The following is a 15,141-nucleotide window of genomic DNA, read 5'->3' as shown; positions in this document are numbered from 1 at the left end:
GTCGCGACCGGCTGGCGCCGGTTCAGAAACCGACGCTGAGCGTTGCGGATACGGTGCGCGGCGCACCCCGCGTGTAGAGTTGGGTGAATTCGTCGAGCATGCCGCCGATATAATGTTCTTCGAACAGGTTGGTGACGTTGATCTGCGCGTCGAGATAGCGCTTGCCGTCCAGGGCGAAGCGATAGCCCGCCGAGACGTCGACGATATTATATGCCGGCAGATAATTGGCCGGGCTGTTCACCGCATCGCCTGGCGTCCTGCCGGTGTGCTTGAAGCGCACCCCGGCGCGCAGGGCATCGTCATGATAATCGGCGCCGAGCGAGACCAGGGTGGTCGGCGCGCCGGGCACCTTGTTGCCCTTGGCGACCTGCACGTCGGTGCCCGCATTGGCCGTGCCGCCCAGAAATGCCTCCTGATAGGTCGAGCGGTTCCAGGTGAAGGCGGCGTTCAGGTCGAAATGCGGGGTGACGCGATAGGCGGCTGCCGCTTCGACCCCACGCGAGGCGATGCCCTTGCCGCTATTGGCATAGGCGCCCGACGTGCCCGCCGTATAGTTGATGCCGCTCGCCGATCCCGAAGGCCCACCCGACACGAAGTCCGCCGAATAGAAGCTGATCGCGTGGCGATAGTCGATATAATAGCCCGTCAGCGTGGCCGAGACGCGGCGATTGCCGAAACGCAGGCCAGCCTCATAATCGTTCGCCACCGATGATTGCAGCTTCGACGTGTCCGTCTGGGTCTTCTCCAGCGCCCAGTCTCCCACCGCGCCGTAATTTTGCGAGAAGCCCGCGAACGCCTGCAACCCGTTGCCGAAGTCATAGACGGCGCCCAGACTGAACAGCGGGTCGCTGTCGGCGTTGAGGCGGGTCCTGAGCGGCGCAACGCTCTTGCCGAACGCGTCCCAGCCCTCGGTCTCGCCGCTGATGTCGATCCAGTATTTCTGGACGCCAGCGGTGACGGTCAGCCGGCCCAGTTCCAGCGAATCCTCGGCATGGAGCTTCCACTGATTGGTGGTGAAATGCTGCATGAAGTCGATCAGCTGAGGATCGGTATAATAGGCCGGACCCTTGCGGATATCGGCGATCTGGCGCCACCAGCGGCCGAAATTGCGGTTGAGCCGCTCATACCACAGGCCGGCCTCGATCCGGTTCCGGCCGGTGTCGAGCGTGACTTTCGACGTGAAGCCGAACCGGTCATGCCCGTAGAGGCTGGTGCGGTAGGTCTGCGTCGGCACGCACGCCGTATTCACCGCGCCGCCCGCGCCATAGCAATAGGAGGAGAGGATGCGCGTGCCGTCGATATCGGTATAGTCCAGCCCCTGCACGACCGGGCGCTGGCGGCCGCTGGCATCGGTCCAGGCATAATAGGCCTTTTTGCGGCTCGATCCCGGCGCGGTGCCGCCTGCGATCGTGCGCACGCCATTGGGGTCGAGCGCGATCTGCTGATAGGGCGGCGCCCAGTCGCCCTGCCCCTTTTGCCGGTGGTAATAGGGGGCGATCTCGAAGCTCAGCGCGTCGCTCGCCTGATATCTGGCCTTCACATAGCCGAACAGATTCTCGCGGTGCGCCGACCAGACATGCGCCCAGTTTTCATTGACCCCGGCCGGGGTGGTGCCGGTCCAGTTGGGCACCGATCCGTCGGGCGCGTTGGTGGTGTCGAGGAATTTGCGCGACGCCTCGATCAGGGGATCGTCGACCGCCTTGTCCCACGAGACGCGGCCGGTGAGCGTCAGCCTGCCCAGTTCGCTGACGAATTTGCCCTCGGCATGCCATTCGTCGCTGCCGCTCTGGTCGGCACAGCCATAGGCCCATCGACACGAGGTCAGGCGCGCCATGCCGATATAGGCGCGGGTCGACCCGTTCAGGAAACGGCCGGTATCGATATAGCCCGCATAGCGGCGCAGGCCGTAATCGCCGATCGACATGCTCAACAGGCCGCCGGTTTCCTCGCCCGGATCGCGGGTATAATAGGCGATGGTGCCGCCCAGCGCGGAGGCCGAGGCCGAGGAGACGGAGGACGTGCCCTGATCGACGCGGATGCTGCCGATCAGTTCGCTCTGAAGATATTTCTGCGCCGGTGCGCCGCCCAGATAATAGGAGGCGTTATAGGCCGGCATGTCGTCGATCGTCTGGCCGATCTTCGACGAACGCAGATTCACGTCAAAGCCGCGGATGTTGATGCCATAGCTCCAGGGATCGGAATTATAGGCATCCGATCCGCGGATCGAAACGCCCGGCACATCGGCGATCGCATTGACCACATTGAGCGCCGCGCCCTGCTCGCGCAGCCGTTCGGTATCGACGATCATGTTACCGCGCGCCACCGGCGCCGCAGTCACCACGACCACGCTCCCTTGCGGCAGCTCGTCCTTGTCGGCCGCCGCCGCATCCTGCGCATGGGCCGCGCTGGCGCCGATCAGCAGTGCCGCTGCGGCAGTGCAGCACAAAAGTCCCCGCATTTCGGGTTTCATGTCCCAAATCCTTTTTCGCGATGACGAACCGCCCGAGGTCCGCGATGCGCTCTATGGTCCGGAACCCGATGCCGCCGCCAAGGCTTTGCTTGAATGTCGACGATAGGCGAGACCTATGGAGATGAACCCAAATCGTCACAGAAAAGTCATGCAGACGCCCTAGGTGCGCTTTTGCCATGGCAGCAAATTACCAGCATTTGCGGGCATTCCACGCCATCGCGCAGGATGGCAGCGTCACCCGCGCCGCGCGTCGCCTCCATGTCTCACAACCGACATTGTCGCAGCAGCTGAAGGCGCTGGAGGAGCGTCACGGCTTTGCGCTGTTCGAGAATCGCAAGCCGCCGATGCAGCTTTCAGCCGCTGGCCGCGACCTGTTCGCGCTCACCGAACGGCTGTTCGCTGTCGCATCGGACATTGACGAGATGCTCGGCGAATCCGTGGAGATGAACGGCGGCACGCTACGGCTCGCTTCGGATTCTCCACTTTATGGCGCGCGCATGGTGCACGGCTTCCGCCAGCAGCATCCGAACGTCACCGTGCAGGTCCGCATGGGCAATGCGCGCGAAGTCATGCGGCTGCTCGCCGATGGCCAGATCGACGCTGCCGTCGCGAGCGACCCTCCAGCCGATGCCGGGTTCAGCTATGATCCGATCTTCATCGATAGCTTGCGCTGCGCGATGCCGGTGGATCATATGCTTGCGGGGCGGGCGAGCGTCCCGATGGGAGCGCTCTGCGATCAGGTTTTGCTGATGCGCGAACCGACATCGAAGACCCGTGCCTTCACGGAGCGCGCGCTGGCCGCCGCCGGGATTGCGCCGACGACATTGGAACTGGGCAACCGGGAAACGATCCGCGAGGGGATCGCGCTCGGATTGGGCATCGGCCTGTTCTTTTCGGCGGAATGTCCGCCGGACACGCGTTTGACCTATCGCACGCTGGACCTGCCCGCCGGCGACTTCAAACTGGGCTGCTACCTCGTCTGTCAGCGAGAGCGCAGCCGTACCGCTCTGATCCGCGCCTTACGCGCGATCGCGCATCGGATGAGACGAGATGGCGCTGGGGAGGCTGAATATAAAGCGGCTTCCGAGAAACAAGAACTCGCTTGATGAGATCTTTCAACGACGCGGAACGGCCATTGGTGGTGTCAGACAAAGGCGAAACGCTCTCCACACGATACAATTCAGACTCGAAGCAGCGGAACTCAGCTCACCAGAGACCGCCATTCGACCAATGCCGCCGAGCATCTTTCCTTGTAGGTCTGTCGGTTGACGAGATGGCGCTCCAGAGAAAAATGATTGTGGAAGTGGACGTGAGCCGATGCGAATTTCTGTAGGGACCGCATCCGGCGAAACCTCAGCATCGCCCGTTCTCTTCGCCGGAGGGGCAGGTGACTATTTTCCGCCCTGTTGTTTACCCAACGTCCAGTCTCCTGCTTTCCGCCAATATCAAGTTCCTTCATGGCGGCACCATAGGATCGAAGCCGGTCGGTAACGGTCCTGTCAGGTGATCCATGCCGTTTGAGAGCCTTCTTCATGAAGGCCAAAGCGGCACTTTTGTCGCGTTTTTTTCGTAACGTAGCTCTCCAGAATCTCGCCCTCGTGATCCACAGCCCGCCACAGATACACCTTCTCCTCGTTTATCTTCACGACCATCTCATCGAGATGTCAGCGCCAGTGCCGGAAGCCGCGCACCGATCAATCCGCTGACGCCGGATTTCGCCAGCAAACAGCGGACCGAACCGGTTCCACCAAAGCCGAACCGTCTCATGGCTAATGTCGATGCTGCGCTCAAACAGCAAATCTTCCACGTTCCTCAGCGACAAAGGGTAGCGGACGTACATCATCACAACCAGCCGAGCGACGAGTTGAAATAACGGAACGGGTTAGCGACGGGCTTGCTCATAGCCCACCGTTACCGCACTGCCATTTGCTTTGACAGCACCTGCACCTCCCTTCCGCGGGCGATTGGCTAACGGCAGCCTCCGCCGAAGCTGAGCATAGTCCTTCAACAGACCATCTTCGGGGTCCACGAAGAACTCGCGACGCCGGCCCCAACGACCTGCCCGTTCGAGCACCTCCCCCTCGAACATCCATTCGCCATGGCGGCCAATGGAGATGCGGGTGAGGACATAATCCTCGAGATGCTGGCGAACATGCATCTTCACCGTGCTGCCGGTATCGAGGCCCGCACAAATCTCGCTGAAAACCGTGTCCCAATGCTTACCGCGCCTGCTGCGCAGGAAACGAACGAGCGGGGCGAGGTTCTCGTTGAGCATCTTGGTATAGGGCGCCGCAATCTTGGCATGGCGCTTGAGGCCGATCTGCTTGATCCCCTGGCTGGCTTTTCCTTTCAGCTTGGCGGAACGGGCATGGCTCGCGCCCCAGCGCGGCCGTTCCACGATGACCTTGAACATGTCAGCGCGCATGATCGGCCTCCTTCCCGTTGGAGAAGGCAGTTGGGTCGCTGACGTCGAAATTATTGAAGTTGACCTGACCCGCGCAGTGCAGGCCAGCGATATGCGTCAGGTGAGCGAAGTCACCTGCAGAGAAATTGCCCATGCAATGTCATCCTTGTCAACCGGCGCGCAAAGTTGGCTCTGACGCAATTTTGATGACGGAGATCATGTCGCAGCCGCGATCAGTCTGGCCTCCAGGAGGTCAAGCTTGGCTCGGCCGTACATCTGCCGCTTGACGAGCTTGAGCTTGGTGATCTGGCCTTCGGTCTGCCCGTTTGACCAGTTCGAGGCGATCGCGGCCCGAACGGCGTCGATGTCCTTGGTCATGCCGCGGGCGAAGGAGTTCACCAGGCTTTGACGCGCTCTTTCGAGCCAGGCATCGAGAGAGGAGGCCGCTTTCTTCCGCAGCATGACATGGAAGGCGTCGGTGATGTCGCGTGCCTCGACGAGTTCGGGGACGGATTCCTCGATCGCCGCGACGGTGATCGTTTCAGCTCTCGAAAGAGCTTCGCGCTCTACCATCATCAGCCGCGCGATGGTTCGAGCTGACGGAACCCGGTGCAATCCCTCCGCTTTTTCCGCCCGCCGCTTCCGCGTTGCCCATTCGGTCACTACCCGAAGCGAGCCCCCGAAGCCCTGCTGTCGCATCTGCCGCCAAAGCTGTGCAGCGTTGCGCTGGCCACCAGCCCATTCCGCATCGAGCCAAGGCAACCAGGCTTCAAGGGAGTTTTCCCGAGTACGGAAGATATCGGTCCGCTGACCACGCAACACAGCCCGCACATAACCTCGGCTGCGCCCGGTCCGGCGAACGATCTCCTTGATACCGAGCCCAGATTTTGCCTGCTTCAAAATGATTTCGTTGTTTTCCTGTCGGCGAAGATAGCCCTCATATTGCAAGCGTTCCGCCGCCGTGAGCAGGTCCGGATTAACGATGGTCGTGCCGATCGCCGTACGGATTTCGCGCATCGAGCAGCGAACCGCATCGAGAAAGGCGTGGCTGGCATTTTCCATCAGATGCCAACGATCAGCCACTTGCTGGGCGTGGGGAAGGGCCTGGGCGGCGGCTAACGCATATCCACCTCCGCGGTCCCGGGCGACGACCTCAATCTGCTGTTGTCCCACGAGCCAGCCGCGTGCGGTGGCAGGCTCGCGATCGGGGAGCAAACGGATCGGCCTACGCCGTTCGAGATCGCAGATAATTGTGCCGTAACGCTGATTGCGCCGCCATGCCCAATCATCAATGCCGACCACCGTGGGTGCAGCATGTTCAGGACGGCCACGGCGACGGATCGACCGCAGCAGCGTATCCTTGCTGACGGGCGCCATCAGCCGATTGGCAAAACGAGCGCCGGGCCGACCGCCAAGTGCCAAGCCGAGATGAAAGACCAGCAAACCGAGCCTACTGGTTCGGCGCGCCCAAGGTTCCACAACCTCGGTGTCGAAGCGCTCGGCGAAAATACGTCTGGCACAGTTTGCTGTCCGACAGCGGAATCTCCGCGCATTGAGAACCAGACGAACGGATCGGCCGGCCAGCGGAAGGTCACCCAACCGCCGGGAATAATGGCTATGCACCGCCGCCGCCTTAACGTCGCAGCTTGGGCACCGAGAATATGGCTTTGCTGAACGAACCGCGATTTCCATCACCGCTCCAGCATTGTCGACCTGTTCTACCACCAGGCCCGCTGGCACCAACGCTCCATTACGCAATCGACGAGGCATGCTGCTGATCCTCCTTGGAAAATCAACCAAACCCTACCTGCCAATTGCATCAAATATGAGTCAGAGCCAATTTTAGACGCCGATCACCCCGCTAAGGGGGTCAATTTTGCACGCCGCTCCACAGATTGGGCGCCGCCGCGATGAGCCCAACCGTGAAGGCGGCGATGCCCGGGGCCAAACGGTGAAGCGCATAATCAGGATCTGGAAGATTGGCGGCGAAGGAGAGTAGAGCAACCATGCCGCCTCCTGACCCAACACCTAGCCAATTTGCCCATTGCTGCCGATAGCTGTGCGCCTGTGCGCGGAAGCTTGCCACAAGGTCGGCTGTTTGGCTGTGATCTCGACTAACGCTCACCTTTGATACCAACATCCTCGATTCGCAGGCCGAAGAGATAGCGAGAAACCGTGCGCCCTGTCTGCCAAAAGCTGTTTATCAGCGGCCCTCAGGCCCGCCGTTGCCTTGCATAGAGAAGAGCCGCGACGATAGCGGCCGACCCGATCCCGACAGCAGCGCCCAGGATTTTCGCTGGACCGGATAGCTTGGCGTCCTGATCGCCTTCGCCCGAGTCGGTCGCGGGCTCATCTGCCTGGATGCTCTCGGCATGCGGCGCTGGATGTGCGGGATAGGGTGCTGTGCTGCCTGGGGGGCACTGAAGGCCGGTGCGTCATATATGTTCTCCTTGGATCAGTCGAACGCGTCGATGATGAAGCGGTTGCCCTGACCTCGGCATCGTTCGGCAACAGACGCGCCAAATGAGACAGCCCGCCCTCGGGGCAGCCCGATTGCCTTGCTGAAAAGCGCAACCGGACCGACCCCGAGCCTTATTTTCGACCTTTAAGGCTGCGCCACAAGGTCGCGATACTGGTCAGTACTGCGGCTATACCGACAAGAAATGATCCGTCGATTATCACCATTGCCGACTCCTTTCCTGCTCGATATGTTCACTATATGTTCTTATGTAGGAAAGAGCGATTTTGCGATGTGCGTTTCGATCACCCCAATTCCAGATAGTGTCCGTATGCGGGTCACCGGCGATGTCGAGACCGTGCTGGCTGTGCCCTATGACAAAGACGAGCGGTTTTTGGTGGGTTTGAGCGATGGCACGTTGCTCATTGGCTATTATGATAAAGCCATGCGGTGCCGTTGGGAGGTAGCGCGCGACGGTGCCGGCATCGTCCGGTTCGACGGCAATGCCGTCCGAGTTGAGTGGCGCGTCGAATGGCTGACTATCGGCACGTTCGACGCAAATGTTGTTGAGCCCGGCCTGCCTCCTGCCGTACCGCTGTTTCCCGAACTCGATCGTTGGGCGGCATGATAGCAGGCGAGCTCAGGGTCCAGCTGGCCCGATCCGGATGCTCAGGGTCTGATCGAGGTGTCCCGTTGCTGCTAACGATTGGGAACTTCAGCGATGCCTCTCACAAGCCGTGATGGGAAGGAAGGCGGGTTCTCCATACCCGCCATAGACGTCGCTCAGCAGCCAGGAGCGTTCGGCATCGCTCTCCTGTTCGCCAATGCTCTTCCACCAGAAACGCAGGACAGCATCCCAACGATATCCGCGAGATTTCAGCCGGTCCTTGGCGTCAAAAGGCGCATCGATGGCATTCACGCGATATGTGGGTCGTTCCGAACAGGCGATGAGCTTCGTCAGGATCGTCTCTCCATCCGGCAACCCGTGGGAGAGTAGATAAAGAAGCGCAAGGATGTCGTTTTCCGCCCTGTGGCCTTCATAGAACCAGCCGCATTGCGAGACGAGGTGCGCGAGCGCGCGTCCCTCGAACCCCAGCTCAAGCCAGTCCAGTTCGGCCATCGAGCAGGCCCAAGGCTTGCCGGCGGTGGCCGGGAGACGCCGATCGACGAACGGCCTGTCAAAGGCGGCATTGTGGGCGACAATGATCTCGGCGGACGACAGAATATCCACAGCCATCGCTTCATCGATCGCCTGTCCAGCGACATCCTCAGCTGCGAGGCCAGTCAATTTGGTGATCTTCGGATCAATTGGAATCCCTGGGTCTTCACGCCAAACCCGGGGCATCCCGACTTGGATGATCCGCCCACGATCATCGAACCGAAAACGCTGAACGGCCAGCTCGATGATCCGGTCGGCCTCGCGATCGAGGCCGGTCGTCTCCACGTCGATCGCCACTCCGATCCGGCTGGACGCAAGCGGGTCCGCTTCATGAAAATGAGTCACAGGGACTAGACGACGCTGCACGCGATAGTCAGGGTGCATGCTCAGGAAATCGGCCGCCTGTGAATGGCGATCGGACACTGGGACGTTCATATCGCGGCGGTCCTCGCCATCAACCCTCTACCACCCTGAAAACCGCGCCGCTTCCAGCGTCTCGAACCAGATCGACCCGCTTCCCATCCCAATGATAGTCGAGATGCCTGCCCTGAACGGGATTGGATGCGCAGTCCGGATAGAAAAGCGCGACACATTCCCCGCCTTCCTGCCGGACACTTGGATAGGCCATGCCATCCGCCCCTGAGCCACGCAGACTGGCAGCAAGCTGCTGAGCCGCCCCATAGCTCTCCGGATCAAGACAGGCACCAAAATCCTCGTCACCGCCGCGAAGATCATGCAGCTCAGCATTGACCTTCAGGACAATCTCCCGGAACTGCGAAGTCCAACCGGCCTGCTCGGCCGTCCGGGCCATGAAGCGGGCATGATGATGGATCGTCTCGAACAAAGCGGTTTCATAGCTTCGCGCGACATAGAGAACGCCATAGCTCCCGTCCGAGAACCGGCTCGGTCGATCAAGGCTGACATGGGTGAACGACGCCATCAGATAGGACGCCCCCACACCACCGATCCGTCTCTCAGGAGGGACAAGCTCGATGTTCCCGATCGACGTCATGATGCGCGGGTTCGTCTTCTGCTCGGCCGATATGAGGAGGGGCCAGTCGGCGGGGTCTGCAATATCCTCGAACAGGTCGATGGGAGGATAGATGCTGCGGATGATCCTGACCGCACCCTCCCACTCGACCCTGTTGACTGGCGGCACCGCAATTCCCGTCACCAGCCGCCCCGCTCCGCGTCGAGATAGCGCCGCACCCGCATGATGTCCGTCAATTCGCCGCCCAGCATGACCGCCAGGGCATTCGCGCCCTCGAAGGCCGCATTGGGCGCCTTGATCCAGTCATAGCCCCGCTGCGGCTCATGAAAGATGATGCGGAGCGCCTTATGGATGCCCATAAGGTTGGAAAGCCGGGCAAGCCCATCGCGCGAGATGCGGCCCGGCCCGTCTGCTTTCCAGCGCCGAAAGCTGCGAACCGGCATATCTGTCAGGACGGCAGCCTGCTCGTCCGTGACACCCCATTTGCCGAACAGATTGAGGGCCGCGCGAAACATCGCACCGCCTTCTTCCTGAGTGACGGGTTCCGGCCGGAACGGAGCGGGGGCCGTCTCAATGGGTTGCAGCATGGACATAACGTTCCTCCATATGGCATCATATATAGATTATACTGCCAAATGGCAAATTTGGTGTGCCACCTATGCGATATTTCGCATAAACATCATTTATGCCTTTAATCGCATAGGCTGCGGCGGCGCTTCGCCCCTTAACGCCGCCCAAACCTCGCTTTGATCACCTTCTCGGCAGCCCGAAGCTGATCGAGATAGTCGCTCCAATATTGCATCATCTTGACCCGCTCGTTCCAATGCTCGCCGCGCAGATAGGCCCGCCGGACATCGTTGCTTTCGACATGCGCCAGCTGCCGCTCGATCGCGTCGGGATGCCATTTGCGGCTCTCGTTGAGCAGGGTGCTGGCGGTCGCGCGAAAGCCATGTCCGGTCATCTGCGTCTTGTCATAGCCCAACCGCCGAAGCGCTGCGTTGACCGTATTCTCGGACATCGGCCGCCTCGGGTCGCGAATGCTGGGGAACAGATATTTCGAGTGGCCGCTGATCGGGTAGAGCGCCTCCAGCAAGTCCATGACCTGCGTGGACAGCGGCACGCGATGCTCGCGTCCCATCTTCATCTTCTCGGCCGGAATGGTCCAGATGGCCAGATCCGGATCGAACTCCGACCATTCCGCGTGACGCAGCTCGCCAGGCCGGACGAAGGTGTGAACGCCGACCTTCAAGGCGATCTCGACGGCCGGCTGGCCCTCATAGCCCCACATGGCGCGCAACAGCTCTCCAACCCCTCCGGGGTCAGTGATGGCGGCGCGATGCGTGACCTTGGGCGTGATAAGCGCGCCTTGCAGATCGGCGGTGACGTCGCGCTGCGCGCGGCCGGTCGCAATCGCGTACCGCAGGATGCTGCCGCATGTCGTCCGCAACCGCCTCGCCGATTCGTAGCGTCCCTTCACTTCGACCGTGCGCAGGACGGCAAGAAACTCCGGGGCGGTCAGTTCGCCGATCGGCCGCTGGCCGATGATGGGCTCGGCATAGCGCAGCAGCCAGCGCATCTTCTCCATTGTGGCGGCTGAACGCCCCTCAGCCTCCAGTTTGGCAAGCCACTCCTGCGCAACCGCGCCGAAGCTGTCCCCGCCGTTGAGCATCAGGGCGCGCTGGAGCCTTTTATGGGTGGAAGGGTTCGTGCCCCGCTCGAGCAGCTTGCTGGCCTCCGTGCGCTTCTCGCGTGCCTCCTTGAGCGAGACTTCGGGATAGACGCCCAGCGACAGCGTCTGCTTCTTGCCGCCATGCGAGAAATTCCAGCGCCAGTAGCGGGCGCCGTTCGGGTTCACGAGCAGATAGAGCCCATGCATGTCGCCGACCTTGAAAGGCTTCTCGCGGAGCCCGATTTTACGGATGGCGGCATCGGTAAGCATGACGTTGATTTTCCCGGTTTCGATACCGAGAAAACTACCGTTCGCGCATCCGGGTAGCAAGGTACACGCCCGGACAGCGGTGGACGAGATACCACAAACCGGCCAAAATATACCATCGATTCCGGACGGCTATGGACAGGAAAAACAAGGGAAATGGTGCCCGGGGACGGAGTCGAACCGCCGACACTGCGATTTTCAGTCGCATGCTCTACCAACTGAGCTACCCGGGCACGGGAGCCGGTGAGAACCACCGGCGTTTGGTGAGGCGTGCCTATAGGCATCAGTTTGGGGTGCTGTCTACCCCATCATCATCACTTTTTTTCATCTCCTCCTCAACCGGGCGGCCGGGGACGCGATACCCCTCGCCCAGCCACTGCAAAAGGTCGCGGTCGCGACAAGCTTTTCCGCAGAAAGGACGCGTTTCAGGGTGCGAGGGCTGGCCGCAGATCGGGCAGGAGGAGGCTTTAGGCGACATGGCCGGCCGATATGGCGAGGGCGGCATCCGCCTTCAAGCTGATCGCACCGCCGCGACGACGGGCGAGTTGTTCGATCCAGTCGGTCGCCTTGTGCAGGCGGTCGATGATCGCGGGGGCGGCCGTGATCGTCGCCGCGCCGCCATTGCCGTGGCGTTCGGCTCTGCGGAGCAGCGCAAGCGCCGCCGTCTCGATCGGGTCGGCGCGCAGCAACTCCATCAGGTTCATGCGTTCGCGGCGGCGGATGATCTGGATGAAGCCGAAGCCGTTGACCGCCGTGCGTTCGAAGGGGAGCGGCAGATATTTGTCGATCTGGGCCGAGGCGACGGCGCGCTCGTCCTTGTTGTTCATCGTCGGCAGGTCGATCCCGATCGAGCCGGTAAGGCCCATGCGGCGAATGGCCTGCGCCGCCAGTTTCGCGCCCTTGGGGCCAAGCTTGGCGGGCGGCATCGAGCCGTCGACATCTATCAGGATCATCGCGGGCGTCGGGAAGATGCGCAGAGCCGCTTCCTCCGTACCGATGTCACCGGACATCGCCTCTTCCATCAGTTCGCTCCAGCCATGAGCTTCGAGCCGGTCTTCCTCATGGGCAGGGCAGGGCACAACGGGAATGCCGGTAGAGCGGATGCGCTGAAGCAGGCTGGGGGCGGGATGCGCCTTCGAACCGGGCTGGGCGATGCGGGCCTTGGCCAGCTTGGCGCGGCCTTCCTCGGGGATGGCTTCGCGCAGGATTTCGAGCAGGACGGTGGCGCCCTCCGCGATTTTCGGCGGGATGGGTTCGACCAGCACATCTTCGCCGGAGAGCAGGCGCGCAATCCCGCGCCGTTTCGGGATGATCGTGTGGGTCAGCTTGCCTTGTATCACCGCGCCAGCGCGGGCGGCTTCACTTTCGCGCTCGATCTGCGCTTCGACCAGACGGCCCTTTTCGATCAGCGCGGCGCGGGCCTCGCCAATGCCTTCTTCATAGAGCCATTCGGCCATGTTCGGTCAGTCCTGTTGGTCGTGATTGCCGAGCCGGAAAATGTGCCATTTCCCTCGAAATCACTCTAGTCCAGTGGATAGCCCGCTGCCTTCAGCAGCGCGCGGGTTTCGTAAAGGGGCAGGCCCATGATCGCGCTGTGGCTGCCCTGAATAGCGCGGATCAGGCCAGCGGCGCGACCCTGTATCGCATAGCCGCCCGCCTTGCCGTGCCATTCCTCGGACGCGATATAGGCGTCGATCTCGGCACGGTCGAGGCGCTTGAAGGTGACGATGTTGGTGGAAAGGCGGTGGCGGGCCTTCCCCTCGGCGTCGATCAGGGTGATGGCGCTGAGGACGCGGTGGCGACGGCCGGAGAGAAGATCGAGACACTCGCGCGCTTCGGCTTCCGTTTCCGTCTTGGGAAGGATGCGGCGGCCGACGGCAACCACCGTGTCGCCGGAAAGCACCAGCGCGCCCGGATGGCGGGCGGCCACCAGAGCTCCCTTGTCAGCGGCGACGCGCGCGGCATAGGCGGCGGGCAGTTCGGCCTTCAGGGGTGTTTCGTCGAGGTCGGCCGGGTCCACCGCATCGGGAGACACGCCGATCTGGCCCAGAAGGTCACGCCGTCTGGGAGAAGCCGAAGCAAGGATAAGCCGCATCAGAAAAGCGGCTTATTTGAAGCGGTAGGTGATCCGACCCTTGGTCAGGTCGTAGGGGGTCAGCTCGACCAGCACTTCGTCGCCCACCAGCACGCGGATGCGGTTCTTGCGCATCTTGCCGGCGGTGTGGCCGAGGATCTCGTGATCATTTTCAAGCCGCACGCGGAACATGGCGTTGGGGAGAAGCTCCACAACCTGTCCGCGCATTTCGAGTAGTTCTTCTTTTGCCATAAAATCCTGGGAAGTCGAAAAATCGCGCCGCCATAGCGCCAAAATGCTGAAAAAGAAAGTCAGGCCGAAACGCCAAATGCATCACCGGCTTTCCGGAGCACCGCAAAGACGTGATCGAGCTGATCTGCGTCAAGGCAATAAGGCGGCATCAGGTAGATGGTGTTGCCGAGCGGGCGCAGCAAGAGCCCCTGTTCTCCGGCAAAGGCCCGCAGGCGGGGCGCGAGGTCGGAGAGATAGCCCGCGTCCGGCGTGATCAGGTCGATCGCGGCGATGACGCCGATCTGGCGCGGATTGGCGAAGGCGGGGTGTTCGGCCAATTTTTCGAGTCGTTCGGCCATGCCCTGCGCCAGAGTCGCGATGCGGCCCAGCACATCCTCCTCGCGCCAGATGGCGAGATTGGCGGCGGCGGCGGCGCAGGCGATGGCGTTCGCGGTATAGCTGCTCGAATGGTAGAAAAGCCGCGCGCGATCGGTGGATTTATGCGCGTCGAAGATGCGCGGGGTCGCGAGAGTCGCGGCGAGCGGGATCGCGCCGCCGGTGATGCCCTTCGCCACCGCCATGATGTCCGGCACCACGCCCGCCTGTTCGCAGGCGAACAGCGTGCCGGTGCGGCCCCAGCCTGTCATCACTTCGTCCACGATGAACAGGACGTCGTGGCGCGCGCAGATCGCCGCCATCTCGCGCAGGACCCATGCGGGATAGATCAGCATCCCCCCGGCCCCAAGGATGAGCGGTTCGACGACGAAGGCGGCGGGCTTTTGCGCGCAGGCGGCCTCCAGCGCGTCGAGCGTGGCCTGTTCCTGCCCCTCATGGGGAAAGGGGATCGTGCCCACATCGAACAACAGCGGCGACCAGGCCGCATTATAGACGCCGCGCTCGCCCACCGACATGGTGCCGATGGTGTCGCCATGATAGCTGTGCTGGAGGACGAGGATACCGTGGCGCGGCTCGGCCAGACCGTCCAATGCCAGATTATGCCAGTAGCCGAGCGCCATTTTGAGCGCGACCTCGACCGCCGTGGAGCCGCTGTCCGAATAGAAGACATGCGCCAGCGGATCGCGATCCGCCGCCTTGGGCGCGAGATCGATCAGGCCCTGCGCCACCTCTTCCGCCGGTTCATGGGTGTAGCCCGCGAAGATGAGCTGATCGAGCTTGCCCGCCTGATCCGCAATGGCCGCCGCGATCCGGGGATGGCAATGGCCATGGGTCGTCACCCACCAGCTGGAAATGCCGTCGATCAGCGCGCCGCCATCGGCCAGATGCAGCAAAGCCCCCTCCGCCTTGACGACGTGGGGGATTGGCTCGTTCAGGCCGTGCTGGAAAAAGGGGTGCCAGACAGGGGAGGTCATGGCGAGACGCTTAAGGGGGTTAGCGCCTCATGGCCAGAGCCTCCCCGC

At 62.1% G+C, this 15,141-nt stretch carries 18 protein-coding genes and 1 tRNA gene; 2 read left to right on the top strand and 17 right to left on the bottom strand.

Annotated features, from left to right (window positions below; all coding sequences use genetic code 11):
- Positions 1–22: 22 nt before the first annotated feature.
- On the bottom strand, positions 23–2,470 hold the full coding sequence (locus HUK73_RS14645; RefSeq protein ID WP_176592552.1) for a TonB-dependent receptor: 2,448 nt from the start codon (positions 2,468–2,470) through the stop codon (positions 23–25).
- A gap of 176 nt (positions 2,471–2,646) precedes the next feature.
- Between HUK73_RS14645 and HUK73_RS14640 the strand changes: the two genes are divergently transcribed.
- Positions 2,647–3,576, top strand: coding sequence for a LysR substrate-binding domain-containing protein (locus HUK73_RS14640; RefSeq protein ID WP_176592551.1), 930 nt, complete (start codon positions 2,647–2,649; stop codon positions 3,574–3,576).
- A 95-nt stretch (positions 3,577–3,671) separates the two neighbouring features.
- On the opposite strand, the gene HUK73_RS27175 is transcribed toward HUK73_RS14640, so the two are convergent.
- From HUK73_RS27175 to HUK73_RS14615, 6 genes are all read right to left on the bottom strand, one after another.
- Entirely contained in the window at positions 3,672–4,004 is a 333-nt protein-coding gene (locus tag HUK73_RS27175; RefSeq protein ID WP_369805495.1) for a DDE-type integrase/transposase/recombinase, read from the bottom strand.
- A complete protein-coding gene (locus tag HUK73_RS27170; RefSeq protein ID WP_369805494.1) occupies positions 3,970–4,122 on the bottom strand; it encodes a DDE-type integrase/transposase/recombinase in 153 nt (50 codons plus the stop codon). Before HUK73_RS27170 ends, HUK73_RS27175 begins: the two co-directional genes overlap by 35 nt.
- A gap of 230 nt (positions 4,123–4,352) precedes the next feature.
- Entirely contained in the window at positions 4,353–4,895 is a 543-nt protein-coding gene (locus tag HUK73_RS14630) for a hypothetical protein (RefSeq protein WP_176592550.1), read from the bottom strand.
- Positions 4,885–5,028: a hypothetical protein gene (locus HUK73_RS14625; protein ID WP_176592549.1), complete on the bottom strand. Its 144-nt coding sequence runs from the start codon at positions 5,026–5,028 to the stop codon at positions 4,885–4,887. Before HUK73_RS14625 ends, HUK73_RS14630 begins: the two co-directional genes overlap by 11 nt.
- Positions 5,029–5,090: 62 nt before the next feature.
- Positions 5,091–6,644 (bottom strand): ISL3 family transposase, encoded by a 1,554-nt coding sequence (locus HUK73_RS14620; RefSeq protein WP_176591545.1) that lies wholly within the window; start codon positions 6,642–6,644, stop codon positions 5,091–5,093.
- Positions 6,645–6,744: 100 nt separating this feature from the next.
- The gene (locus HUK73_RS14615) at positions 6,745–6,882 is read right to left on the bottom strand and encodes a hypothetical protein (protein WP_176592548.1); all 138 of its coding nucleotides are present in this window, start codon (positions 6,880–6,882) and stop codon (positions 6,745–6,747) included.
- 742 nt (positions 6,883–7,624) lie between these two features.
- Here HUK73_RS14615 and HUK73_RS14610 point away from each other — a divergent pair.
- Positions 7,625–7,960, top strand: a complete 336-nt coding sequence (locus HUK73_RS14610; RefSeq protein ID WP_176592547.1) for a hypothetical protein — start codon at positions 7,625–7,627, stop codon at positions 7,958–7,960.
- A gap of 87 nt (positions 7,961–8,047) precedes the next feature.
- Here the strand turns inward: HUK73_RS14610 and HUK73_RS14605 are convergent, their stop codons facing one another.
- The 10 genes from HUK73_RS14605 to HUK73_RS14560 form a co-directional block, all read right to left on the bottom strand.
- On the bottom strand, positions 8,048–8,926 hold the full coding sequence (locus HUK73_RS14605) for a 3'-5' exonuclease (protein WP_176592546.1): 879 nt from the start codon (positions 8,924–8,926) through the stop codon (positions 8,048–8,050).
- A gap of 19 nt (positions 8,927–8,945) precedes the next feature.
- The gene (locus HUK73_RS14600; RefSeq protein WP_176592545.1) at positions 8,946–9,665 is read right to left on the bottom strand and encodes an RES family NAD+ phosphorylase; all 720 of its coding nucleotides are present in this window, start codon (positions 9,663–9,665) and stop codon (positions 8,946–8,948) included.
- Entirely contained in the window at positions 9,662–10,075 is a 414-nt protein-coding gene (locus HUK73_RS14595; RefSeq protein ID WP_176592544.1) for an MbcA/ParS/Xre antitoxin family protein, read from the bottom strand. The genes HUK73_RS14600 and HUK73_RS14595 overlap by 4 nt, the downstream gene beginning before the upstream one ends.
- Positions 10,076–10,206: 131 nt before the next feature.
- Positions 10,207–11,421, bottom strand: a complete 1,215-nt coding sequence (locus tag HUK73_RS14590; RefSeq protein WP_176592543.1) for an integrase arm-type DNA-binding domain-containing protein — start codon at positions 11,419–11,421, stop codon at positions 10,207–10,209.
- A gap of 154 nt (positions 11,422–11,575) precedes the next feature.
- Positions 11,576–11,651: transfer RNA gene (locus tag HUK73_RS14585), tRNA-Phe, on the bottom strand.
- 50 nt (positions 11,652–11,701) lie between these two features.
- On the bottom strand, positions 11,702–11,896 hold the full coding sequence (locus tag HUK73_RS14580; RefSeq protein WP_176592542.1) for a DNA gyrase inhibitor YacG: 195 nt from the start codon (positions 11,894–11,896) through the stop codon (positions 11,702–11,704).
- The gene (locus HUK73_RS14575; protein WP_176592541.1) at positions 11,886–12,875 is read right to left on the bottom strand and encodes a ribonuclease; all 990 of its coding nucleotides are present in this window, start codon (positions 12,873–12,875) and stop codon (positions 11,886–11,888) included. Before HUK73_RS14575 ends, HUK73_RS14580 begins: the two co-directional genes overlap by 11 nt.
- 65 nt (positions 12,876–12,940) lie before the next feature.
- Positions 12,941–13,513, bottom strand: coding sequence for a nucleoside triphosphate pyrophosphatase (locus HUK73_RS14570; protein ID WP_176592540.1), 573 nt, complete (start codon positions 13,511–13,513; stop codon positions 12,941–12,943).
- Between the two features lie 12 nt (positions 13,514–13,525).
- Positions 13,526–13,744, bottom strand: a complete 219-nt coding sequence (infA, locus tag HUK73_RS14565) for a translation initiation factor IF-1 (RefSeq protein WP_003049127.1) — start codon at positions 13,742–13,744, stop codon at positions 13,526–13,528.
- Between the two features lie 59 nt (positions 13,745–13,803).
- Entirely contained in the window at positions 13,804–15,093 is a 1,290-nt protein-coding gene (locus tag HUK73_RS14560; protein ID WP_176592539.1) for an adenosylmethionine--8-amino-7-oxononanoate transaminase, read from the bottom strand.
- Between the last annotated feature and the right edge of the window lie 48 nt (positions 15,094–15,141).

The sequence above is a fragment of the Sphingobium sp. EM0848 genome, from assembly GCF_013375555.1.
Lineage (GTDB): Bacteria > Pseudomonadota > Alphaproteobacteria > Sphingomonadales > Sphingomonadaceae > Sphingobium.
This window is presented reverse-complemented; position numbering and strand designations above follow the sequence as displayed.

What these genes read in the sequence shown, in the direction of transcription:
- HUK73_RS14630 (WP_176592550.1), bottom strand. Translation starts at nt 4,895, where the DNA reads ATGCGCGCTGACATGTTCAAGGTCATCGTGGAACGGCCGCGCTGGGGC.
- HUK73_RS27170 (WP_369805494.1), bottom strand. Translation starts at nt 4,122, where the DNA reads ATGGTCGTGAAGATAAACGAGGAGAAGGTGTATCTGTGGCGGGCTGTG.
- HUK73_RS14590 (WP_176592543.1), bottom strand. Translation starts at nt 11,421, where the DNA reads ATGCTTACCGATGCCGCCATCCGTAAAATCGGGCTCCGCGAGAAGCCT.
- HUK73_RS14610 (WP_176592547.1), top strand. Translation starts at nt 7,625, where the DNA reads ATGTGCGTTTCGATCACCCCAATTCCAGATAGTGTCCGTATGCGGGTC.
- HUK73_RS14620 (WP_176591545.1), bottom strand. Translation starts at nt 6,644, where the DNA reads ATGCCTCGTCGATTGCGTAATGGAGCGTTGGTGCCAGCGGGCCTGGTG.
- HUK73_RS14595 (WP_176592544.1), bottom strand. Translation starts at nt 10,075, where the DNA reads ATGTCCATGCTGCAACCCATTGAGACGGCCCCCGCTCCGTTCCGGCCG.
- HUK73_RS14580 (WP_176592542.1), bottom strand. Translation starts at nt 11,896, where the DNA reads ATGTCGCCTAAAGCCTCCTCCTGCCCGATCTGCGGCCAGCCCTCGCAC.
- HUK73_RS14645 (WP_176592552.1), bottom strand. Translation starts at nt 2,470, where the DNA reads ATGAAACCCGAAATGCGGGGACTTTTGTGCTGCACTGCCGCAGCGGCA.
- HUK73_RS14625 (WP_176592549.1), bottom strand. Translation starts at nt 5,028, where the DNA reads ATGGGCAATTTCTCTGCAGGTGACTTCGCTCACCTGACGCATATCGCT.
- HUK73_RS14570 (WP_176592540.1), bottom strand. Translation starts at nt 13,513, where the DNA reads ATGCGGCTTATCCTTGCTTCGGCTTCTCCCAGACGGCGTGACCTTCTG.
- HUK73_RS14615 (WP_176592548.1), bottom strand. Translation starts at nt 6,882, where the DNA reads ATGGTTGCTCTACTCTCCTTCGCCGCCAATCTTCCAGATCCTGATTAT.
- HUK73_RS14575 (WP_176592541.1), bottom strand. Translation starts at nt 12,875, where the DNA reads ATGGCCGAATGGCTCTATGAAGAAGGCATTGGCGAGGCCCGCGCCGCG.
- HUK73_RS14605 (WP_176592546.1), bottom strand. Translation starts at nt 8,926, where the DNA reads ATGAACGTCCCAGTGTCCGATCGCCATTCACAGGCGGCCGATTTCCTG.
- infA (WP_003049127.1), bottom strand. Translation starts at nt 13,744, where the DNA reads ATGGCAAAAGAAGAACTACTCGAAATGCGCGGACAGGTTGTGGAGCTT.
- HUK73_RS14560 (WP_176592539.1), bottom strand. Translation starts at nt 15,093, where the DNA reads ATGACCTCCCCTGTCTGGCACCCCTTTTTCCAGCACGGCCTGAACGAG.
- HUK73_RS27175 (WP_369805495.1), bottom strand. Translation starts at nt 4,004, where the DNA reads ATGAAGAAGGCTCTCAAACGGCATGGATCACCTGACAGGACCGTTACC.
- HUK73_RS14640 (WP_176592551.1), top strand. Translation starts at nt 2,647, where the DNA reads ATGGCAGCAAATTACCAGCATTTGCGGGCATTCCACGCCATCGCGCAG.